The following is a 17,164-nucleotide window of genomic DNA, read 5'->3' as shown; positions in this document are numbered from 1 at the left end:
GAAAAACAGTACAGAGAATTGTGTACTATCTACGGTTATACATACGGTGACGGTCACCCATACCTCGGCGTTGTCCCGGATTGGGCATGCCCTCTACGATGACACCCGGATGGCAATCTTGTTGGCCCTGCGCAATGGAGCGGCGAGGCCATCGGAATTGGCACAGCAATTGGGCGTCTCCAAGCAAGTGATGTCGAACCAATTGTCCTGCCTGCGTGGATGCGGTCTAGTCACCTCGACCCCTGAGGGACGACACGTCTGGTACACGCTGGCCGATCCACGTTTGCGCGATGCATTGGGAGATCTACTCATCCCGGTGCTCACCATCGACCCGGATTGTTGCTCACCTGAGGGATGCACCTGCGCATGATCTCGCCGACCCTTGACTCCCCGAAATAGATCGGAACTTCCATGATCACCCCCTCTTCCGCGAATTCACACAGAGCCAAGATCATCGTGTGGACGGTTCTAGCCATCATTGTGATCGCCGGGATCGTCATCTTTGTCGTCAATCGATCGGACTCCTCCCAGAGTGCGACACCGGAGACCATGGCCAGTGATGCCGGCCAAATTGTGCGGGAGAACAGCCGGGTGCTGTCCCAGGCACCGAATGAAAAGGCTGTGCTGGTGGAATTCCTTGATTTTGAGTGTGAGGCCTGTCGGGCGGCCTACCCGCTCGTCGAAGAGCTACGCGAAGAACATTCCGACACCGTTACCTTCGTTAACCGTTACTTCCCGCTGCCGGGCCACCGCAACTCCCTGACCGCCGCTACGGCCGTTGAAGCCGCTGCCCAGCAGGGACAGTACGAAGCCATGTATCAGAAAATGTTTGAAACCCAGGACCAGTGGGGCGAGTCCGCCGAGGATAAAAGCGCGGTTTTCCGCGGTTTCGCCCAAGAACTTGGGCTGGACATGGCCGCCTACGACACTGCCGTTGCTGATCCGGCCACCGAGGAACGGATCCGACTCGATGTCGCAGATGGCACGGCGCTGGGTGTGAGTGGAACCCCAACCTTCTTCCTCGACGGCCAGCCCCTTCTCCCCGAATCTCTCGAGCAGTTCCGTGCCGAAGTCGCTGCCGCTGCCACCGATTAAAACCAACCCCATGACACACCCCACTCCCCCAGAAGAAGGAACCACCCAAACCGCGGTGACGGATCACCGCAGCCTGCCGGTCTTCGTCCGACACCGGCCGTTTGCCCTGCTCATGCTGGTCACCGGTGCGATCGGGTGGGTGGCCTCAGCAATCCTGGTGCTTGAGCGTCTGGCTCTCTATGAAGATACCGGTTACGTCACCAGCTGTGATATCAATCCTTGGGTGTCTTGCGGAAAAGTGATGGATACCTGGCAGTCTGCAGTGTTCGGCTTTCCCAACCCTCTGATCGGTATCGTCGCCTTCGCCATCGTGATAACCACAGCGATGGCAGCCCTGTCCGGGGCCCGGTTTTCCCCCTGGTACTGGCTCGGCCTACAGGTCGGGGTGAGTATGGGCCTGCTCTTTGTATTCTGGCTGTGGTACCAAGCTCTGTTTGTCATCCATGTTTTATGTTTATATTGCATGGTGGTGTGGGCGGTAATGATCCCGTTGTTTATCCTGCTCACTGCGCGCAACCTGGTCTATGGGATTATCCCCGCACCTGGGCCTGTGGTGCGGTTTGTCCCCACGTGGGCGGGCACCCTGATCACCGTGGTCTATGTCGCTGTTGCGGTTTCTGTGTTCTCCCGCTTCTTCACTGTCTTCACTGGTCTGTAATCACCGGCCAACCAGACCTTTCCCCTGCACACCAGGACCAGGGCGTCTTGACTGAGCTTAAGACGAACCGGGGTGCCTCATGAGAAAGACCCTAATCCGGTATTTCGTCATTCATCCGTCAGTATCCAGAGGCGGGCGAGGATCCAATATTCTGGCGACGCTGGGTAGTTTTCTCTGGGCACATTCGTCACTCTATTTTACCTGTTTAAATACCCCTTGAGGAACCCACCCGCCTAACAAAGCACGGCTAGTGTCCTGCGCCGTTAATTCGTTTCAGGTATCGGGCGATGATGCAAGGATCTCCTCTGATGTCTTGGTCCAAGATAAGCAGCCTGGGATCCCCCTTCCATGCTTTCACCCAGTTACGTAGGTCTTTCTCCAAAGCCTGCACACTTCGGTGTTCCGAGCGTTGCAGCAGATCTCGCGTGACTTCGGCGAAGAGCCGTTCAACTTGGTTGATCCAGGACGAGTACGTCGGGGTGAAGTGCATGCGGAACCGGGGATGTTTCCCAGCCAGGACTGAATCGTTGGATGTTTATGCGTGCCGTAGTTGTCACAGATGACATGGACATCGAGGTGCTGTTGCAAACAGGAATTTCTGCTTACTCGCTATGGTGCTGTTGCAAAGTTGGGGCAGTAGGAAGACCGGCGTGGAATAATCAGGTCCATGGGCATCTTCTCCGGTCGGCAGTTCCCTCGTGAAATCATCCTGTGGGCGGTGCGGTGGTACTGCCGCTACGGCGTGAGCTATCGCGACCTCGAAGAGATGATGACCGAGCGGGGAGTGCCGGTCGATCACACCACGATCTACCGCTGGGTCCAGAAATATGCTCCTGAGCTGGATAAGAAGACCCGGTGGTATCGGCAAGTTCCTGACTGGCAGGCCAGGTCCTGGCGGGTGGATGAGACCTATATCCGGGTCGGGGGAAAGTGGTGCTACCTCTATCGGGCAATCACCGCCGGTGGCCAGACCCTGGACTTCTACCTCTCCCCGAAGAGAAACGTCGCGGCGGCGAAGCGTTTCCTGGCGAAGACGCTGCGGTCGAATAAATCGGCAGGCTATCCGCGGGTGATCAGCACCGACAAGGCCCCCTCACTCGCCAGGGCAATCTCTGAGCTGAAGGCGGAAGGCGTCTGTCCATCGACGGTCGAGCATCGTCGGGTGAAATACCTCAACAACGTCATTGAAGGCGACCATGGTCGGTTAAAGCGGATCCTGGGGCCGAAAGGCGCATTCAAAAACCGAACGTCTGCCTACCGGACGTTGAAAGGGATGGAGGCGATGCACTCATTGCGGAAGGGGCAGGGCACGATGTTTGCCTATGGTCACCCGAATCCGGATGCAGTGATTGTTAGCCGGGTATTCGAGACGGCCTGACAACACAGGCACATAGCGTTGATCACACAATAAAAACGGAGCCTTCTTGGCTCCCGCCCCAAGTTGCAACAGCACCCTTCAAATTCCTCTCCCACTCATTACGTGGAGGGGTAATGGAACTGCTGCTGATCCATAGGTCTGCAGCTGCTGGTATTCCCTTCTCTGATCGGGCATGAATAACCGGCCCATATATAACCTCGCCCTCCAGAAATTTCTGCTGCATCCACTTCTGCCATTCCGGCAATTCCCGGGCACGATCCGCCACCTGTCTTGCTGCTGCAAGGATGGCTTCATCACCTGCAGGGCTGTGGATAGACAGTTGGCTTTGATGCCCCAATTCCAGAGAACTCACCTTCACCCCCAGCTCATTTATGTCTTTCACCAGGTTTACTGCCTCCTCCAGACGGTTTTTACTGAGTGGGTTCTCCGTATCAGGCACTACCCGGAGCTCCATCCAGCTCTGCCCTTCGTGATCAGGCACCGTGATGGTCACGGGACGGGCAGCTATCTGGTCGACGGAAGTCGCCACATCATCAGTGCGCGCCTCCAGGCACGTGATGTCATTTACCTCGCAGGGGGCGGTATCCACCACCCAAGAACCATTAGTGTCAGTGCTGACGCGCTGTATATCCTTCTCTAGCAACTGGCTGACCACCTCTAAATCGGTTCCAGTATCTGCTCCTGAAGACATTCCGACCTGTGTGCCATTCACCATGGCAGTAACCACATAGAATCCAAACTGCAGTCCTTCTGTAATGGTGCGTTGCTCTTGCCCTTCCAATAAGTTCAGTGTTTCAGAGACCTCTGCCATATCTGATTCCTTCAGATCAGATTCCACGAAAATTATGGCAGACATATCGGGCGAGGGGTCGGGAGTCTGACCATCAATCACGGAAGAGACCCCACCCACCCAATAATGAATGCCGAGATCACGATCCTGGGCCTCTTGGTTAAAGACCTCAACCAAGGCCTCAGCTGCCTCCACATCATCATCGGCGCAGGCACTAAGACAAAAACCCATAATCCCTAGTAGTGCACCACCCCACAGAATCTTTGGCTTCATAACCCCACCTTAGATATAAATAGAAAGATTTATCAGATCTAAAGTGCTTGTCAGAGTTAGAAGTCGCTGGCGCTGGTGGCATTTTTAGAAGACTTCTATATCCGGCGAGGGGCACAACTGCTTGAGGTGACAATCGTCCCCGCCAGAATATGAAAGGTGTGGAAAAAACTCGGCAAGGCCGGGAAACACTGTCACATTCATTCCCTTGCAGACCGTTGACGTGACATAGGTATTATGACGCGTTAAGTGACAATTTTGTTGGATGCGGACACAGTGATTAGAGGTGTCACGTAAACGATCGTTTATGTGACACACATCGAAAAATATCGTTGTCAGGGCCAGAAGGCGATTGGCACAAACACGGCCTAGTCAGCAGGGCTGTGCACACGCCTCCTGACCACTATCTGGTCACTACCTGCGTGCACAAGACGACAAGTGTCAGAAGTCCCGTTCAGCAACCCTCACCGCAGGCTGGGGTGTGAGGTGTCAGGGATGCCTGCGGCGGTGTGGGGCTCCACCGGCCGGGGTGGCAGGTGCCGGTAGAGACTGGAGCGGGTGATGCCGGTCTTCTCCACAATCTTGCTCATCGAGTACCCCTCGTTGCGCAGGTGTTCTGCGTATCGGAGTTTGTCTGGGTCCACCACACTGGGCCGGCCCACCCGTTTTCCCTTCGCCTCGGCCACCGCCCGGGCATGGGCTGCGCGTTCGACGGCGTAGGTGCGTTCCATCTGCCCGAACAGCGAGAGGATCACCACCGCCAACTGCGCCATCGGATCATTCGGATTCGAGGAATCGACCTTGATGGGATCGGCCAGGGTGCGCACCCCGACCTCACGCTCCTGAAGATCATGGATCAAGTTGAGAGTGTCCCGGACGGTGCGGCCCAGCCGGTCGAGGGTGTGAACGACGATGACATCACCCGCGCGGGCTTGCTCAAGGGCTTGCTGAAGTCCGGGCCGATTAGTGGTGGATCCGGATTTCTTGTCGACGTAGATGTATTTATCCGCAACACCTTCTTTACGGAGCGCGTCGATCTGGCGGTCGAGGTCTTGTTTCGCGGTGGAAACCCGGACGTAACCAATATCCATGACCACAGCGTACCGGAAGTCTATTCTGTAGCAGGGTTCGTGAGACAGTTCGTTGGAATAGCTTGCGGAACAGTTTTCTCTTGGGACTATGCATTTTCAATTGGTTTCATTAAGGGTGTCCCACTTCCTTGGAAGTGGGACACCTTGATCGGTACGTGGGCCGCCACTGGCCTGGGCCGGAAGCTGCCGGCAATAGCCCTCACCTTTAAATCACGTCGGGAACACCGCCAACTAGGCAGCCGCTTCCTTCCTGCGCAGTGAAGGCCTCAGCCTGAAAGTGCAGACGACCTCTGGCAACGACGCCACCCTATGTTGAAGTTAGTTCAGCAACAGCTGTATAGTTCAGCACATGCTGACTATTGCTTCTCGTCTAGACGTGATGAACCGGTTGGGTCGGGCCATGGCGGATCCGACTCGTTCCCGCATTCTCCTGGCGCTGCTGGAGGGGCCGGCCTACCCGGCCGCTCTCGCCCAGGATCTGGAACTGACGCGCTCGAACGTGTCGAACCATCTCGCCTGCCTGAGGGACTGCGGAATTGTTGTCGCCGAACCGCAGGGGCGACAGACCCGCTACGAGATCGTTGATGCTCATCTGGCGCAGGCGTTGAACGCGTTGCTGGATATCACCCTGGCCGTCGATGACAACGCCGAATGCATCGACGCCGGATGCGCCGTACCTGGGTGTGTCACTGGACAGGAGAGTGCGTAGTGGTAACCGGTCTACTGTCGGCGATTGGTCTGTTTATCGCCACCAATATCGACGACATCATCGTGCTCTCGCTGTTTTTGCCCGCGGGGCGGGGCAAAAGGGACCACGCTTCGGATTCTGGCTGGTCAGTACCTCGGCTTCATGGGCATCCTCGCGCAGTCCTGGTCACGCTGGGGGCAGGAGCATTCCTACCTGCTGAGGCGATCCCGTACTTCGGACTAATTCCCCTGGCCCTGGGACTATGGGCGGCCTGGCAGGCCTGGCGAAGCGATGATGACGACGATGATGATGCGGAGATCGCCGGGAAAAAGGTGGGTGTGCTGACCGTCGCCGGTGTGACGTTTGCCAACGGTGGCGACAATATCGGCGTCTACGTCCCGGTCTTCCTCAACGTGGACACTGCCGCCGTCATCATCTACTGCATCGTTTTCCTCGTCCTGGTGGCAGGCCTGGTCCTGCTGGCAAAGTTCGTGGCCACCCGCCCGCCCATCGCAGAAGTCCTTGAGCGCTGGGAGCACGTGCTGTTCCCGATCGTCCTGATCGGCCTGGGCATCTTCATCCTCGTCAGCGGCGGCGCCTTCGGTCTCTAATAAGCCCATCCCGGGCGCCCGGGTGGCCTATCCAGGTGTTGTCATCGGCGTCGACTGAACCGCCATTTCGAAGCTGCGGAAAAACCGCCAAACGAAGCTGCAAGTCACAGCGGTTTTAGGGTGTGTGCCACCTGTTGCTCTGGGGTATGCCCTATCGAATCATCTTTATCTCAAAACCGACAGGAGCCACCAAGGGGGAGGGGCGCTCATCGTCTGCACCTCTTCAGGATGAGATCTCCCCGATTGCCTGCGTTGCCGTTCATGCGCAGCACGACAGCAGCGACGGGTCGGTGGTGAAGGCCTTCGCGGCGATCCGGATGCCCTCGGCCATGGTCAGGTAGGGGGCCCAGGCGTCGGCGACCTCGGCGACGGTCCTGCCGAGCACGTGGACGCCTGCGGCGGCGAGCTCCCCGGCGTCCTTGGCGACGGCGGTCAGGCCGAGGATCTCGTTCGTCTCGGCGTTCACGACGATCTTGATGAACCCGCGGGTGTCGCGGTTCACCAAGGCGCGGGGCACGTGGTGCAGGGGCAGGACGCGGCAGTCGCAGCGGATCCCCGCGGCGAGGACGTCCTTCTCGGTCATCCCGACCGCGCCGATCGCGGGCCCGGTGAACGTCACCCGCGGCAGGCGGGCGTAGTCGACGGACCGGTCGGCGTCGGCGAACGCGTTCTCGGCGACGAGGGTGCCGTGGTGGGCGGCGACGTAGACGAACTCGGGGTGCCCGGTCACGTCGCCCGCGGCCCAGATCCGCGGGTTCGAGGACTGCAGCCGGTCGGAGACGACCACCTCGCCGGAGTCTCCGGTCTTCACCCCGACCGCATCGAGGTTCAGGCCATCGGTGACGGGACGGCGTCCGAGGGCGACCAGGACCTGGTCGGCGCGGAACTCCTGCGAGCCGCCGGACACGGCGGCGGTCACGACGGCCTCGCCTCCCGTGCCGCGGGAGACCCGGGTGGGCACTGCGCGGCTGACGACGCGGATGCCCTCGTCGGCGAACACCTCCTGGAGCGCCTTCGACACCTCCGGCTCCTCCTTCGAGGCGAGCCGGGACCGCACGAGCAGCGTGACCTGCGAGCCGAGGCGGGCGAACAGCTGCGCCTGCTCCAGGGCGACGTAGCCGCCGCCGAGCACCAGCAGCGACTCGGGGACCTCCGTCAGCTCCATCGCCGTGGTCGAGGTCAGGTATCCGGTCTCCTCCAGGCCGTCGATCGGCGGTGCCCACGGGCGAGAACCAGTCGCGACCAGGTAGTGGTGGGCCTCGATGGTCTCGACGCTTCTGTCGGCTCCGGCAACATCGAGAACCGGCGCATCAGGGGTGCCCACGAATGAGGCGTCGCCGCGGAGGACCTGCCAGCCGTAGGAGTCGGCGACGTCGGCGTACTTCTCGCCGCGCAGCGACTCCACCAACGCTTGCTTCCCAGCGATCAGCGCGGGCATGTCGACGGGATCCGCCGTCGTCGCGATCCCGGGGAACCGGGTTGCGGCGTCGACGGCGACGTGCCGCGCGCCGGCCGCGGCGATGAGCGCCTTCGACGGGACGCAGCCCGTGTTCACGCAGGTGCCGCCGAGCGTCCCGCGCTCGATCATCACCACCGACTTTCCGAGCGTGCTGGCGCGGATCGCAGCGGCGAACGCGCCGCCTCCCGATCCGATGATGGCGAGATCGTACTTCGTAGGCATCGCTGCTCCTGTCAACTCTTGGCTTTCTGCTCTGTCTCAGCCATACTGGACCTTCCAGTACAGGGGAAGGTCAAGCGCGGCCACGGAGGGAGACAGCAATGCGGATCGGAGAACTCGCCGAGAGGGCGGGCACTACCGCGAAGACCCTTCGCTTCTACGAGGAACAGGGCCTTCTTCCCCCGACCGAGCGCACGCCGTCCGGATACCGCGACTACGCGCCCGAGACGGTCGCTCGGATCGACTTCGTCCACCGCGGCCAGGCCGCGGGCCTCACCCTCGCCCAGATCCGCCAGATCCTCGACATCCGCGACGGCGGCCATGCGCCCTGCGAGCACGTGCGCGACCTGCTTGACGTGCGCCTCGCTGAGATCGAGCAGCAGATCGCGCAGCTCTCCGTGCTGCGCGACACTATCGCGGACCTCAGACAGGACGCCGCGCACCCGGACCCTGAAACGTGCAGCACCGATCAAGTGTGTAGGTACTTGTAATCCAATTGGGCACACCTCCTTAGCAACCACGCTATGCGAGAGTTGCAGCTCGACGAGAGCAAAGATGGCAGGATTGATCACCAGGATCGATCTTTAAATAAGGACTATTTCTTACCTGGAAGTAACATTTTGGCCGTTGAGGATAATACCTTTGGTGCATTTTGAGCCAAAAAATTCTTGGCCTCTGGATTAATAGTTGCCACCACAGCACTCGCAACCAAAACTGAGCCTATAATAAATGCTTCTTTATTTATCTGCAGTGATTGCAGGTTAAATCTTTTGTTGTTGACGTCATGCTCCATAAGCTTGTCGTCAAGGCGTTCTAGCCGATCGAAAGCATCTCGGCGACTTTCTTCTGATGAATTAGGGTCGCTGATAACTTGCGTAAGTATGCTTTTCGTCTTATCAAAACGGTGCTGTTGCAAACTTCAGGCGGAGAGCCGTGACGACCCAGTCTTCATCCTCTGATGCTCGCTGCGGGTCGGCGTTCTCAGGCAGCCTCGAACACCCGGCTGACGATCACCGCATCCGGGTTCGGTTGCCCGTAGGCAAACATCGCGCCCTGGCCTTTCCGTAATGAGTGCATCGCTTCCATCCCTTTCAACGTCCGGTACGCCGAGGTCCGGTTTTTGAACGCCCCCTTCGGTCCGAGGATCCGTTTCAGCCGCCCATGATCTCCTTCAATGACGTTATTGAGGTATTTCACCTGCCGGTGTTCCACGGTCTGCGGGCAGATTCCCTCTGACTTCAACTCGGCGATTGCCCTGGCCAGGGAGGGTGCTTTATCGGTGTTGATCACCCGCGGGAACCCGGTTATCGTGTTCGACCTCAGGGTCTTGGCCAGGAAACGCTTCGCTGCGGCGACGTTACGCTTTGGGGACAGGTAAAAATCCAGGGTATGCCCGCCCGCGGTGATGGCCCGATAGAGGTAGCACCACTTTCCCCCGACCCGGATATAGGTCTCGTCCACCCGCCAGGACCGGGCCTGCCAATCCGGGACTTGTCGGTACCACCGGGTCTGCTTGTCCAGCTCAGGAGCATATTTCTGGACCCAGCGGTAGATGGTGCTGTGATCGACCGGTACGCCGCGTTCGGTCATCATTTCTTCCAGATCGCGGTAGCTGAGCCCGTAGCGGCAGTACCACCGGACCGCCCACAGGATGATTTCACGGGGGAAATGACGACCGGAGAAGATGCCCATGGCTGTGATTATTTCACGCAGGTCTTCCTGTCGCCCGAACTTTGCAACAGCACCGTCGGTTCAATGCTGAGCCGATTGGATCCCAGGAGCGTGTAGTGGCGGGTTAATGGCCGTGGCCACCGGGCATTGCGAACATCATCAGGCCCATCATCGCCACGCACAGCGCGCCAAACACGATCACTCCGGTGCCTGCGACCCCGGTCACCAGCAGGACCCCGACAAGAACGAGCATCGGGACACAACACGCGAGCATCATCCAACGATGACCGGAGCGTCCGGGCTTCGAGGGCTCGGGCGGGTACTGCTCTTCCAGAGGCCCATCGCTGTAGGGGGAAGCCGACCCCGCAACGGGGGGCTGATCAGGGGGCGCGTCTAGTGGCTGGCGCCGTCGCTCCTGGGGTGATTGCTCGCTCATGAGGGGTGTCCTTTCCGAAGCGGGCGGCGGCCCAATTTTTTGCACAGTGGACAGTGCCCGGTCCCACCAGTGACGATCAGGTCCAGACCAGCCACGATCAACAACAGCTCCACGATCACCGCGCCCGTGGAGTCCGCCTGGCTGAGCAGAATTCCTCCGCCAACGACACCGAGAAGACCCAACACGATGCGAGCGCCCCTTTCGATAGGGGTGATGTTGATACTCCATCTCGCCTGCATCGTTTCCTCCTGGGTGCTCGATCCAGCCCCGAGTGCACGGGACCATTGATCGGTACACCCCCAATCTGCCAAGTGTTTGTGAAGGACGAACTGTCCTTCACGTGAAGGTTCGGTGAAGCCGGTACGGCGTGTGCCACAAGTGTGGGGAGATGCGCGCCTCAACGCGCTCAGCGGACGCGCGTCGTGCGGCCTGAATCGCGCTGGGTTGGTTGGAGTCTCTGGTGTGCTCTGTGTTCTCACTGGTGTTGGTGGTGTCGCACGGCGAGCCACTGGGCGAGGACGATGGCTAGGGCCACTAGCGCGGTGATGACGAGGGTGAACGGGTCCGATTGGCTCTTGGTGAGCAGGAAGGGCACCAGTACCGCGAGGTCAAGGATGATCGCGAGCAACGGGATCCAGGAGTTGGCGGCGACGTCGTTTTTGAGACGGCGGATGATCCCGAAGTGGATGGCAATGTCCATGGCCAAATACAAGATAGCGCCAAGGGAGGCGATCTGGGAGAGGTCGAAGAAGGCGGCCATCACGATCGCCAGCCCGGCGGTGATGTAGAGCGACTGATGTCCTGGCCGGCCGGGCAGGCCCGGGGCTTGGCCCATTTCTCGGAGCATGTCGTAGAGCTTCGAGACTGAGAATAGGCTCGCGATCAGTCCAGACAGTGTGGCGACCACCGCGATAAGCACGGTTATTCTCATGCCCCAGTCGCCGAACATCGGCTGGGCTGCTTCGGCCAGTGCGTAGTCGCGGGCCTCGATGATCTCTGGCACGGTCAGGCTCGCAGTGACTGCGACGGTGATCAATAGATAGAGCGCCGTGCACAGGGCGATGGAAATAATGATTGAGCGGCCGATATTGCGCTTGGGGTTCTTCAGATCCCCGCCGTGGTTGGTGATCGTGGTGAACCCCTTGTACGCCAGGATGCATAGGGTGACACCGGCGAGAAAGCCCACCCATCCCTGGTCTGGTGGCGTGCGTCCAGCGGCGGTAATGAGCCGGGGCAGGGAGGAGAGTCCCGCGGCGAGGATTCCCGCGATCGCCAGCACCGCGATGCCGACGATCTTGAGCGCTGCGGTGACCGTGGCAGAGCGCTCCACTAGTTGGTTGCCCACCAGGTTCACCAGTGCGGCGCCGGCGATGGCGAGGACGGCCAGCACCGGGACCCACACGTCGGAGTCCTGCATCCCGAACGGTCGCAGCATGTAGGTACCGAAGGTTCGGCCGAGAAGGGACTCGGCGAGGATCATCGACACGTACATGAACAGCGAAACCGAGCCAGCCACGACCCCGGGTCCATACGCGGCTTTGAGTTGCATCGCGATTCCGCCCGAGGAAGGGTTGGTGGCTGAGTAGCGGATGTAGGAGTAGGAGCTGAAGGCCACCACCACTGCCCCGGAAAGGAAGGCCCACGGCATCCACCCCCCGGCCAGCTCGGCGACCTGCCCTACCAGGGCGAAAATGCCCGCCCCGATCATCACCCCCGTCCCGAGCGCAACGGATCCAGTGAGGGTCAGTGAGTTCGAGGACTGGGCGCTGCGATCCATGCGGTGCCGAGGTCCTCGTGGTCGAGGATGTGACAGTGGTAGACGGTGCGGCCGACGATGTCGTCGAAGGCCACGCGGATGGTGACGCGGCCGAAGGCCGGAATGTTGACCACGTCCTGCCAGGTGGGTGACTCGCCGTCGTCGAGGACTTGCATGGGCCACACGTGCAGGTGCATTGGGTGGTCCATGGGGCTGGTGTTGGTCAGGGTCCATTCCTCCACAGTTCTGGCGCGGACCGTGATGTCGTTTCGGTCGGCGTCGAACTGTCGGCCGTTGATGGTGAACGACATCATCGATTCGGCTCCGTGCATCCCACGGCCCAGGCCCATGCCCATGGCGAATTCCAGGGTTCGACGGGCAGTTACCGGTGCGGTGCGCAGGTCCCGCAGGGCCGGTCCCGCGGGCACGGGATCGGGTTCGTCCGCCGGGGGCCCAGTCACGTCCAGCGTGAGCAGACCGATCGGCTCGTCGTCCGCCGGGAACGCACCGGCCATGGGTCCGCCCATCATGCCAGGCATGGCGCCGCGGTCCACCGGGATGCTGAGCAGAGTGGAGGTGCCCTGGCGAGCGTCCACCAGGAGTTCGACTCTGTTTCCGGGAGCCAGCGTCACCTCGGTGAGGTCGACAGGTTCGGGTAGGCGGCCGGTGTCACGGCCGAGCAGGCGCAGAGACTGACCATCCAGGGTCAGGCGCAGGTAGCGGGACGGGCAGGCGTTGACGATCCGCCACTGCTCTCGCTCTCCCGGCGAAGCGGTGGCCCGGGGCCGAACCTGGCCGTTGACCATCACTATCTCGCCTTGACGGCCCATCATCTTCTCGGGCGGGGACGCGGCAGCCGGGTTGCCAGTGCCGTCGAGGGTGATGTCGGAGACGACCAAGGTGCGCTCACGGGACACCGGGACCGGCTCGGGGTCCTCAACAACGATCGCTCCGTAGAGTCCGGCCGCCAGTTGGTCAGCGACATGGCCGTGGTGGTGGGGGTGGTACCAGAAAGTCCCGGGCGGGTGGTCGTTTGGCAGGACGATTTCGTAGTCGAAGGACTCGCCGGGGGAGATGCTGACGAAGGGGTTGTCGCCATTGCCCTCGGGGGAGACGTGCAACCCGTGTACGTGCAGGTTGGTCGGGGTGTCGAGTTCGTTGGCAATCGCCACTCGGATCGTGTCTCCGCCCCGAACGCGCAGGGTGGGGCCTGGGAGTGTGCCGTTGAACGCCTGCACGTTTGCGTTTCGCCCGCCGATCTTGACCCGGGCGGGGGCGGCGACCAACTCCAGATCGAGCACACCGTCCCGACTGGCCACCACGTCCGGCTCGAGAAGGTCGTCACCACCGTCGGAGAAGCCACCACTGTTCGTGGTGTTGCCCTCACTGACGGTCCACCACAGGCCGGCCCCGCCCACGGTGGCGGTGCCGGCCCCTGCCAAACCCAGTGCGAGGAGCTGCCGTCGGGCCAGCTCGCTCACTGCCGTCCCTCGCCCAGAGTGTGTAGTCGCTCCCGGTACTCCTCGGTGGTTAGCTCTCCACGGGCGTAGCGTTCGTCCAGGATCTCTCGCGGCTGGCGCGGGCGTTCCCCGGTTTTGACATGCTCATGCCCTCCGGTCTGGCCCCGGCCGCCGGTGAACGCTTTCGCCAGGACGACGGTGACCACCACCGTGCCCAGAATGACCAAGAGCCAGAAGATCCACATCCAGCCCATTCCCGAACCCATCCCGTTGTTCCACATCATCGCGATCGTCCTTCGCTACTTCTCAGTCCCGAGCGTGTGGCCCGCCGGTGTCTGGGGGGTGGTGGCGCCGGGTGCGGGGCGTGGCGGTCGGTCTGGAGACCGTGGATCGGCATCGGCACCGAGGGTCTGGGTGTGGAGCAGCACGTGCAGGATTCAGCGATCGCTTCCAACGGAAGGTTACTGCGAGGCTGGATAGACATCTTCTCCTCTTCATATTCGTTGCTGGTGCTCACTGGAACACCTCCAATTATACCCCTATGGGGTATGTGGGGTAGGTGGTTGAACCCGGCTCACCCATCGATTGGTCCCTGGGTGTCTCACACCTGGGGAGCGGTCCCTGTCAGGGCGACAATGAGGCAGAGCACACTGGCCCAGAACACGCCCAGGCCAATGGCCACTACGGTTACACTCGCCCACACCATACCGCGCCCCTGTCTTCCGGTCGAGTTCCACATTGGCCGGTACGCCCGCGTATTTGTGTGGAGATCAGGTGGAGGTCTGATCAAGAATTTCCGCTGGCGAGCTGACACTCAGGACAGGCTGGAACGATCGAGACCATGGTGGAGAACCCTCGTGCCCTCGAAGATGGGGGAAATTTGGGGAAGGGTGAGTTCGCAGAAACTACAGCTCGGCATCGTTTAGTGGCCCTTCATAGTGAAGGGCCCGTTTATGCGGTGTCGCCTAATCGGTTATGGGTCGCGGACATCACCTATGTCGCAACCTGGGCAGGGTTCGCGTACGTCGCGTTCGTCATCGACGTATTCTCCCGCACGATTGTCGGGTGGAATGTCGCGGCGACATTGAAAGCGGACGTGTTGCCGCTGCAAGCGCTGAACATGGCGGCGTTCAACACTCGCGGGTCGCTCGACGATCTCGTCCATCATGCCGACCATAGCTCGAACTACTTGTCCGTCGTCTATACCGACCGGATTGCCGAGCTCGGCGCGAGGCCATCGACAGGGACAGTCGGCGACTCATATGACAACGCTCTCGCTGAGGCGGTCAACGGGCTCTACAAGACGGAGTTGATCCGTCGCCGGGGGCCGTGGCGAACGGTCGAGCAAGTCGAGCTCGCAACGCTCGAATACGTGTGGTGGTGGAACAACGCCCGCCTACACGGCGAGATAGGTTATCGATCTCCGGCTGAGGTCGAAGCGACGCACTACGCTGAGGTTGAATCAGCCCGACCAGCACTCGCTGGACAGGAAACCAAGTAGGAACGAAACCCAGGGCGATTCACAAGCACACCACCGTGTCCACGTCGGGGTTTTTCTGCCCGAGTTGCCTGGCCACCGCCCAGACCACACTCAGTGACCTGGAGGGGGTGGCCTCCGTCGAAGTGGTAGTACCGCCCGGCCATCTCGTGGTGTCCCATGACCTACAACAGGTGTCTGTGGACGAGCTCATCAAGGTCGTCACCGACATCACCTCCACTGCCCACTCCTCAGGCAGCGAGTGGTGAGGGGGCGCGGCTGTCGGTTGTGTCGGAGGCTTTTGCTCCTCCGCTTCCGCGGTCATTGCTCTCCGGGCCCGATAGCATGGGGCTTATGGCCCGCAATCCCGTCCGTCACAACTGCGCCCAACCCCACCAGTGCTCCCTGGACGTGCGCATGCAGGTCATGGCCCGTTCCCCGCTGACCAAGAAGCTGAACCCACAACAGCACAGGGAACTCGACCAGCATCTGACCTCCTGGGCCTGGGCCGCGGGTGATCCCATCCTCCTAGCCGGCGAGCAGGCTCAGGGCAGCTATATGGTCGCCGCCGGTCGGGCCCGGATCACCCGGGACACCATCGATGGCCGCGAAATCACCGTCGACATCGCCGCCCCCGGGGATGTCGACGGCCCACTGCACACCCATAGCTCCCCAGCCACCGACTCCGCCTGGGCGATTGAGACCACCTGCGCGCTCTACCTGCCCGCCGAGGCCCTGGCCGAGGTCGTGGACGCCTACCCGCAACTGGCGTTGGCGATCATGCGGATGCAGCAGGACCAATTGGTCCGGTCCCGGGAACGCGAGACCGCACAGACCACCTCGACTGTCGAGCAGCGCGTGGCCGCCGCCCTCCAACACCTGGACGCCAAGCTCGGGCAAATCCGACAAGACGGATCCAGCCTGCTGCAGGTCCGCCTGCGCCGCGACGACGTGGCCGGCATGGCCGGCACCACCGTCGAGTCCGCCTCCCGGGCAATGGCGCGGATGAAGAAAACCGGTGTCATCGACTCCGGCCGCGAATGGATCGCCATTACCAACCACCAGGCCCTGGCCGACCTGGTCGCCGGCCTCTAAACGCCCACATCCCTCTCTCTTTTCCAAGACAATTTCCTGGTAGGAGAGATTTGTCGTTGTTTGATCTAGGTCAAGGAATTAACCCGGAAAGGACCGTATCTTTAAAGGTGCAAGCACAGGAACATGACGATAAAAGATGAAAGGACCTGGTTACGATGACCGCCCCGACCACGCTGAAGAACACCACCTTGCGCTCTGATGAGTTCACCTGTCCGAGCTGTGTCGCCAAGATCGAAAACAAGCTGAATGGTTTGGACGGCGTGGAGAATGCGGAGGTGAAGTTCTCCTCCGGACGCATCCTGGTCACCCACGACCCACAGAAGGTCTCCGTACGTGACCTGGTCACCGCGGTAGCCGAGGTCGGTTACACCGCCAAGCCGTCGGCGATCTGACGCACTCCCGACCCCACAAGCCCGCCCGCACCAGAAAGTGCCGGCGGGCCATCTGTGCCCCGGGCTACGAGCACCACAGTCTTTTTGCGATCCATATCTCACTTTGCGGGTACTTGATGCGGATCAAGGTACTTTCTCCGGATTGTTCATAACTTAATGAGTATCACAGAAAACACCTGATCTTCATCATGAAAGGACACCACCATGGCCGAAGTGACCTTTGCCAGTCTCCACGAGAAGATGAACTTCCTGCTCAAGGACCACGGGGTCGAGAACTTCGACGAGTCGGATCTGGACCTCGAATCCGTCTCCTCACTGCACGCCAAGGCGAACGCGTTATGCGCCGCCCACGGCGGCGACCCCTCCCGCATGGCGAACGATACCCTCGCCCAGCTGCACCCGAAGCTGGACTTCCTGATGAAGGGGCACGGCGTGGACACCGACACTGCCCGCCTGGACTTGAGCACACTGGAGGCTGTGGATGCCAAGGTCAACGCCATTGTCAACGCCCACGATCATTAGCGACTGGACCATCTTTCCGAAGTGGGAGCCGCGCTGTCCTCATGCCCACACCGACCCGTGAACGACAGGGACCGAATCTTCTCGCAAGAACTCGAG

Annotated in this window: 22 protein-coding genes and 1 pseudogene; 12 read left to right on the top strand and 11 right to left on the bottom strand. The window is 60.8% G+C overall.

All coding sequences use genetic code 11. The features are described from left to right. Positions 1 to 37: 37 nt before the first annotated feature. Genes KW808_RS15310 through KW808_RS15300 form a run of 3 tightly spaced genes read left to right on the top strand, consistent with a single transcriptional unit; the run spans position 38 to position 1,753 of the window. Positions 38 to 370: an ArsR/SmtB family transcription factor gene (locus tag KW808_RS15310; protein WP_074495768.1), complete on the top strand. Its 333-nt coding sequence runs from the start codon at positions 38 to 40 to the stop codon at positions 368 to 370. Between the two features lie 41 nt (positions 371 to 411). Next, positions 412 to 1,095, top strand: a complete 684-nt coding sequence (locus KW808_RS15305) for a DsbA family protein (protein WP_003860228.1) — start codon at positions 412 to 414, stop codon at positions 1,093 to 1,095. Positions 1,096 to 1,105: 10 nt separating this feature from the next. Continuing rightward, the gene (locus tag KW808_RS15300) at positions 1,106 to 1,753 is read left to right on the top strand and encodes a vitamin K epoxide reductase family protein (RefSeq protein WP_003860230.1); all 648 of its coding nucleotides are present in this window, start codon (positions 1,106 to 1,108) and stop codon (positions 1,751 to 1,753) included. 247 nt (positions 1,754 to 2,000) lie between these two features. Here the strand turns inward: KW808_RS15300 and KW808_RS15295 are convergent, their stop codons facing one another. Continuing rightward, entirely contained in the window at positions 2,001 to 2,243 is a 243-nt protein-coding gene (locus KW808_RS15295; RefSeq protein WP_003860232.1) for a hypothetical protein, read from the bottom strand. A gap of 177 nt (positions 2,244 to 2,420) precedes the next feature. Here KW808_RS15295 and KW808_RS15290 point away from each other — a divergent pair, with 177 nt between their 5' ends. After that, positions 2,421 to 3,131 (top strand): IS6-like element IS1628 family transposase, encoded by a 711-nt coding sequence (locus tag KW808_RS15290; protein WP_010889963.1) that lies wholly within the window; start codon positions 2,421 to 2,423, stop codon positions 3,129 to 3,131. A 22-nt stretch (positions 3,132 to 3,153) separates the two neighbouring features. Here KW808_RS15290 and KW808_RS15285 read toward each other — a convergent pair whose 3' ends face one another. Continuing rightward, entirely contained in the window at positions 3,154 to 4,194 is a 1,041-nt protein-coding gene (locus tag KW808_RS15285; RefSeq protein WP_034983343.1) for a hypothetical protein, read from the bottom strand. 461 nt (positions 4,195 to 4,655) lie between these two features. Beyond that, positions 4,656 to 5,282 (bottom strand): recombinase family protein, encoded by a 627-nt coding sequence (locus KW808_RS15280; protein WP_003860174.1) that lies wholly within the window; start codon positions 5,280 to 5,282, stop codon positions 4,656 to 4,658. 349 nt (positions 5,283 to 5,631) lie between these two features. Between KW808_RS15280 and cmtR the strand changes: the two genes are divergently transcribed. Next, positions 5,632 to 5,991, top strand: coding sequence for a Cd(II)/Pb(II)-sensing metalloregulatory transcriptional regulator CmtR (cmtR, locus tag KW808_RS15275; protein ID WP_011013963.1), 360 nt, complete (start codon positions 5,632 to 5,634; stop codon positions 5,989 to 5,991). Next, entirely contained in the window at positions 5,991 to 6,581 is a 591-nt protein-coding gene (locus tag KW808_RS15270; protein ID WP_499652315.1) for a cadmium resistance transporter, read from the top strand. The genes cmtR and KW808_RS15270 overlap by 1 nt, the downstream gene beginning before the upstream one ends. A 259-nt stretch (positions 6,582 to 6,840) precedes the next feature. On the opposite strand, the gene merA is transcribed toward KW808_RS15270, so the two are convergent. Continuing rightward, positions 6,841 to 8,262 carry a mercury(II) reductase gene (merA, locus tag KW808_RS15265; protein WP_003859023.1) on the bottom strand — a complete coding sequence of 474 codons (1,422 nt, stop codon included), beginning with the start codon at positions 8,260 to 8,262 and terminating at the stop codon, positions 6,841 to 6,843. Between the two features lie 98 nt (positions 8,263 to 8,360). Between merA and KW808_RS15260 the strand changes: the two genes are divergently transcribed. Continuing rightward, positions 8,361 to 8,750, top strand: a complete 390-nt coding sequence (locus tag KW808_RS15260; RefSeq protein ID WP_003859021.1) for a heavy metal-responsive transcriptional regulator — start codon at positions 8,361 to 8,363, stop codon at positions 8,748 to 8,750. A gap of 104 nt (positions 8,751 to 8,854) precedes the next feature. Here KW808_RS15260 and KW808_RS15255 read toward each other — a convergent pair whose 3' ends face one another. The 7 genes from KW808_RS15255 to KW808_RS15225 all read right to left on the bottom strand — a co-directional run bounded on the left by KW808_RS15255 (position 8,855) and on the right by KW808_RS15225 (position 13,866). Beyond that, positions 8,855 to 9,175 (bottom strand): hypothetical protein, encoded by a 321-nt coding sequence (locus KW808_RS15255; RefSeq protein ID WP_231107861.1) that lies wholly within the window; start codon positions 9,173 to 9,175, stop codon positions 8,855 to 8,857. A gap of 65 nt (positions 9,176 to 9,240) precedes the next feature. Further along, positions 9,241 to 9,951 (bottom strand): IS6-like element ISCef5 family transposase, encoded by a 711-nt coding sequence (locus KW808_RS15250; RefSeq protein WP_003862074.1) that lies wholly within the window; start codon positions 9,949 to 9,951, stop codon positions 9,241 to 9,243. A gap of 103 nt (positions 9,952 to 10,054) precedes the next feature. After that, the gene (locus KW808_RS15245) at positions 10,055 to 10,366 is read right to left on the bottom strand and encodes a hypothetical protein (protein ID WP_003862073.1); all 312 of its coding nucleotides are present in this window, start codon (positions 10,364 to 10,366) and stop codon (positions 10,055 to 10,057) included. After that, a complete protein-coding gene (locus KW808_RS15240) occupies positions 10,363 to 10,605 on the bottom strand; it encodes a YgaP-like transmembrane domain (RefSeq protein ID WP_003862072.1) in 243 nt (80 codons plus the stop codon). Before KW808_RS15240 ends, KW808_RS15245 begins: the two co-directional genes overlap by 4 nt. Before the next feature lie 236 nt (positions 10,606 to 10,841). Further along, a complete protein-coding gene (locus tag KW808_RS15235) occupies positions 10,842 to 12,143 on the bottom strand; it encodes an APC family permease (RefSeq protein WP_003862071.1) in 1,302 nt (433 codons plus the stop codon). After that, positions 12,110 to 13,603 (bottom strand): multicopper oxidase family protein, encoded by a 1,494-nt coding sequence (locus KW808_RS15230; protein WP_499652311.1) that lies wholly within the window; start codon positions 13,601 to 13,603, stop codon positions 12,110 to 12,112. Before KW808_RS15230 ends, KW808_RS15235 begins: the two co-directional genes overlap by 34 nt. Continuing rightward, positions 13,600 to 13,866, bottom strand: coding sequence for an SHOCT domain-containing protein (locus tag KW808_RS15225; RefSeq protein ID WP_003862069.1), 267 nt, complete (start codon positions 13,864 to 13,866; stop codon positions 13,600 to 13,602). Before KW808_RS15225 ends, KW808_RS15230 begins: the two co-directional genes overlap by 4 nt. A gap of 671 nt (positions 13,867 to 14,537) precedes the next feature. Between KW808_RS15225 and KW808_RS15220 the strand changes: the two are divergent. From KW808_RS15220 to KW808_RS15200, 5 genes and pseudogenes are all read left to right on the top strand, one after another. Continuing rightward, a pseudogene (locus tag KW808_RS15220) lies at positions 14,538 to 15,083 on the top strand (IS3 family transposase); the annotation flags it as partial. Positions 15,084 to 15,118: 35 nt separating this feature from the next. Further along, positions 15,119 to 15,328 (top strand): heavy-metal-associated domain-containing protein, encoded by a 210-nt coding sequence (locus tag KW808_RS15215; RefSeq protein ID WP_338141664.1) that lies wholly within the window; start codon positions 15,119 to 15,121, stop codon positions 15,326 to 15,328. An 85-nt stretch (positions 15,329 to 15,413) separates the two neighbouring features. Beyond that, a complete protein-coding gene (locus KW808_RS15210) occupies positions 15,414 to 16,154 on the top strand; it encodes a Crp/Fnr family transcriptional regulator (RefSeq protein WP_003862064.1) in 741 nt (246 codons plus the stop codon). A gap of 155 nt (positions 16,155 to 16,309) precedes the next feature. After that, positions 16,310 to 16,546 carry a heavy-metal-associated domain-containing protein gene (locus tag KW808_RS15205; protein WP_003862062.1) on the top strand — a complete coding sequence of 79 codons (237 nt, stop codon included), beginning with the start codon at positions 16,310 to 16,312 and terminating at the stop codon, positions 16,544 to 16,546. Positions 16,547 to 16,750: 204 nt separating this feature from the next. Next, on the top strand, positions 16,751 to 17,068 hold the full coding sequence (locus KW808_RS15200) for a hypothetical protein (RefSeq protein ID WP_003862060.1): 318 nt from the start codon (positions 16,751 to 16,753) through the stop codon (positions 17,066 to 17,068). Positions 17,069 to 17,164: the final 96 nt, after the last annotated feature.

This window comes from [Brevibacterium] flavum, assembly GCF_019317305.1.
Lineage (GTDB): Bacteria > Actinomycetota > Actinomycetes > Mycobacteriales > Mycobacteriaceae > Corynebacterium > Corynebacterium glutamicum.
This window is presented reverse-complemented; position numbering and strand designations above follow the sequence as displayed.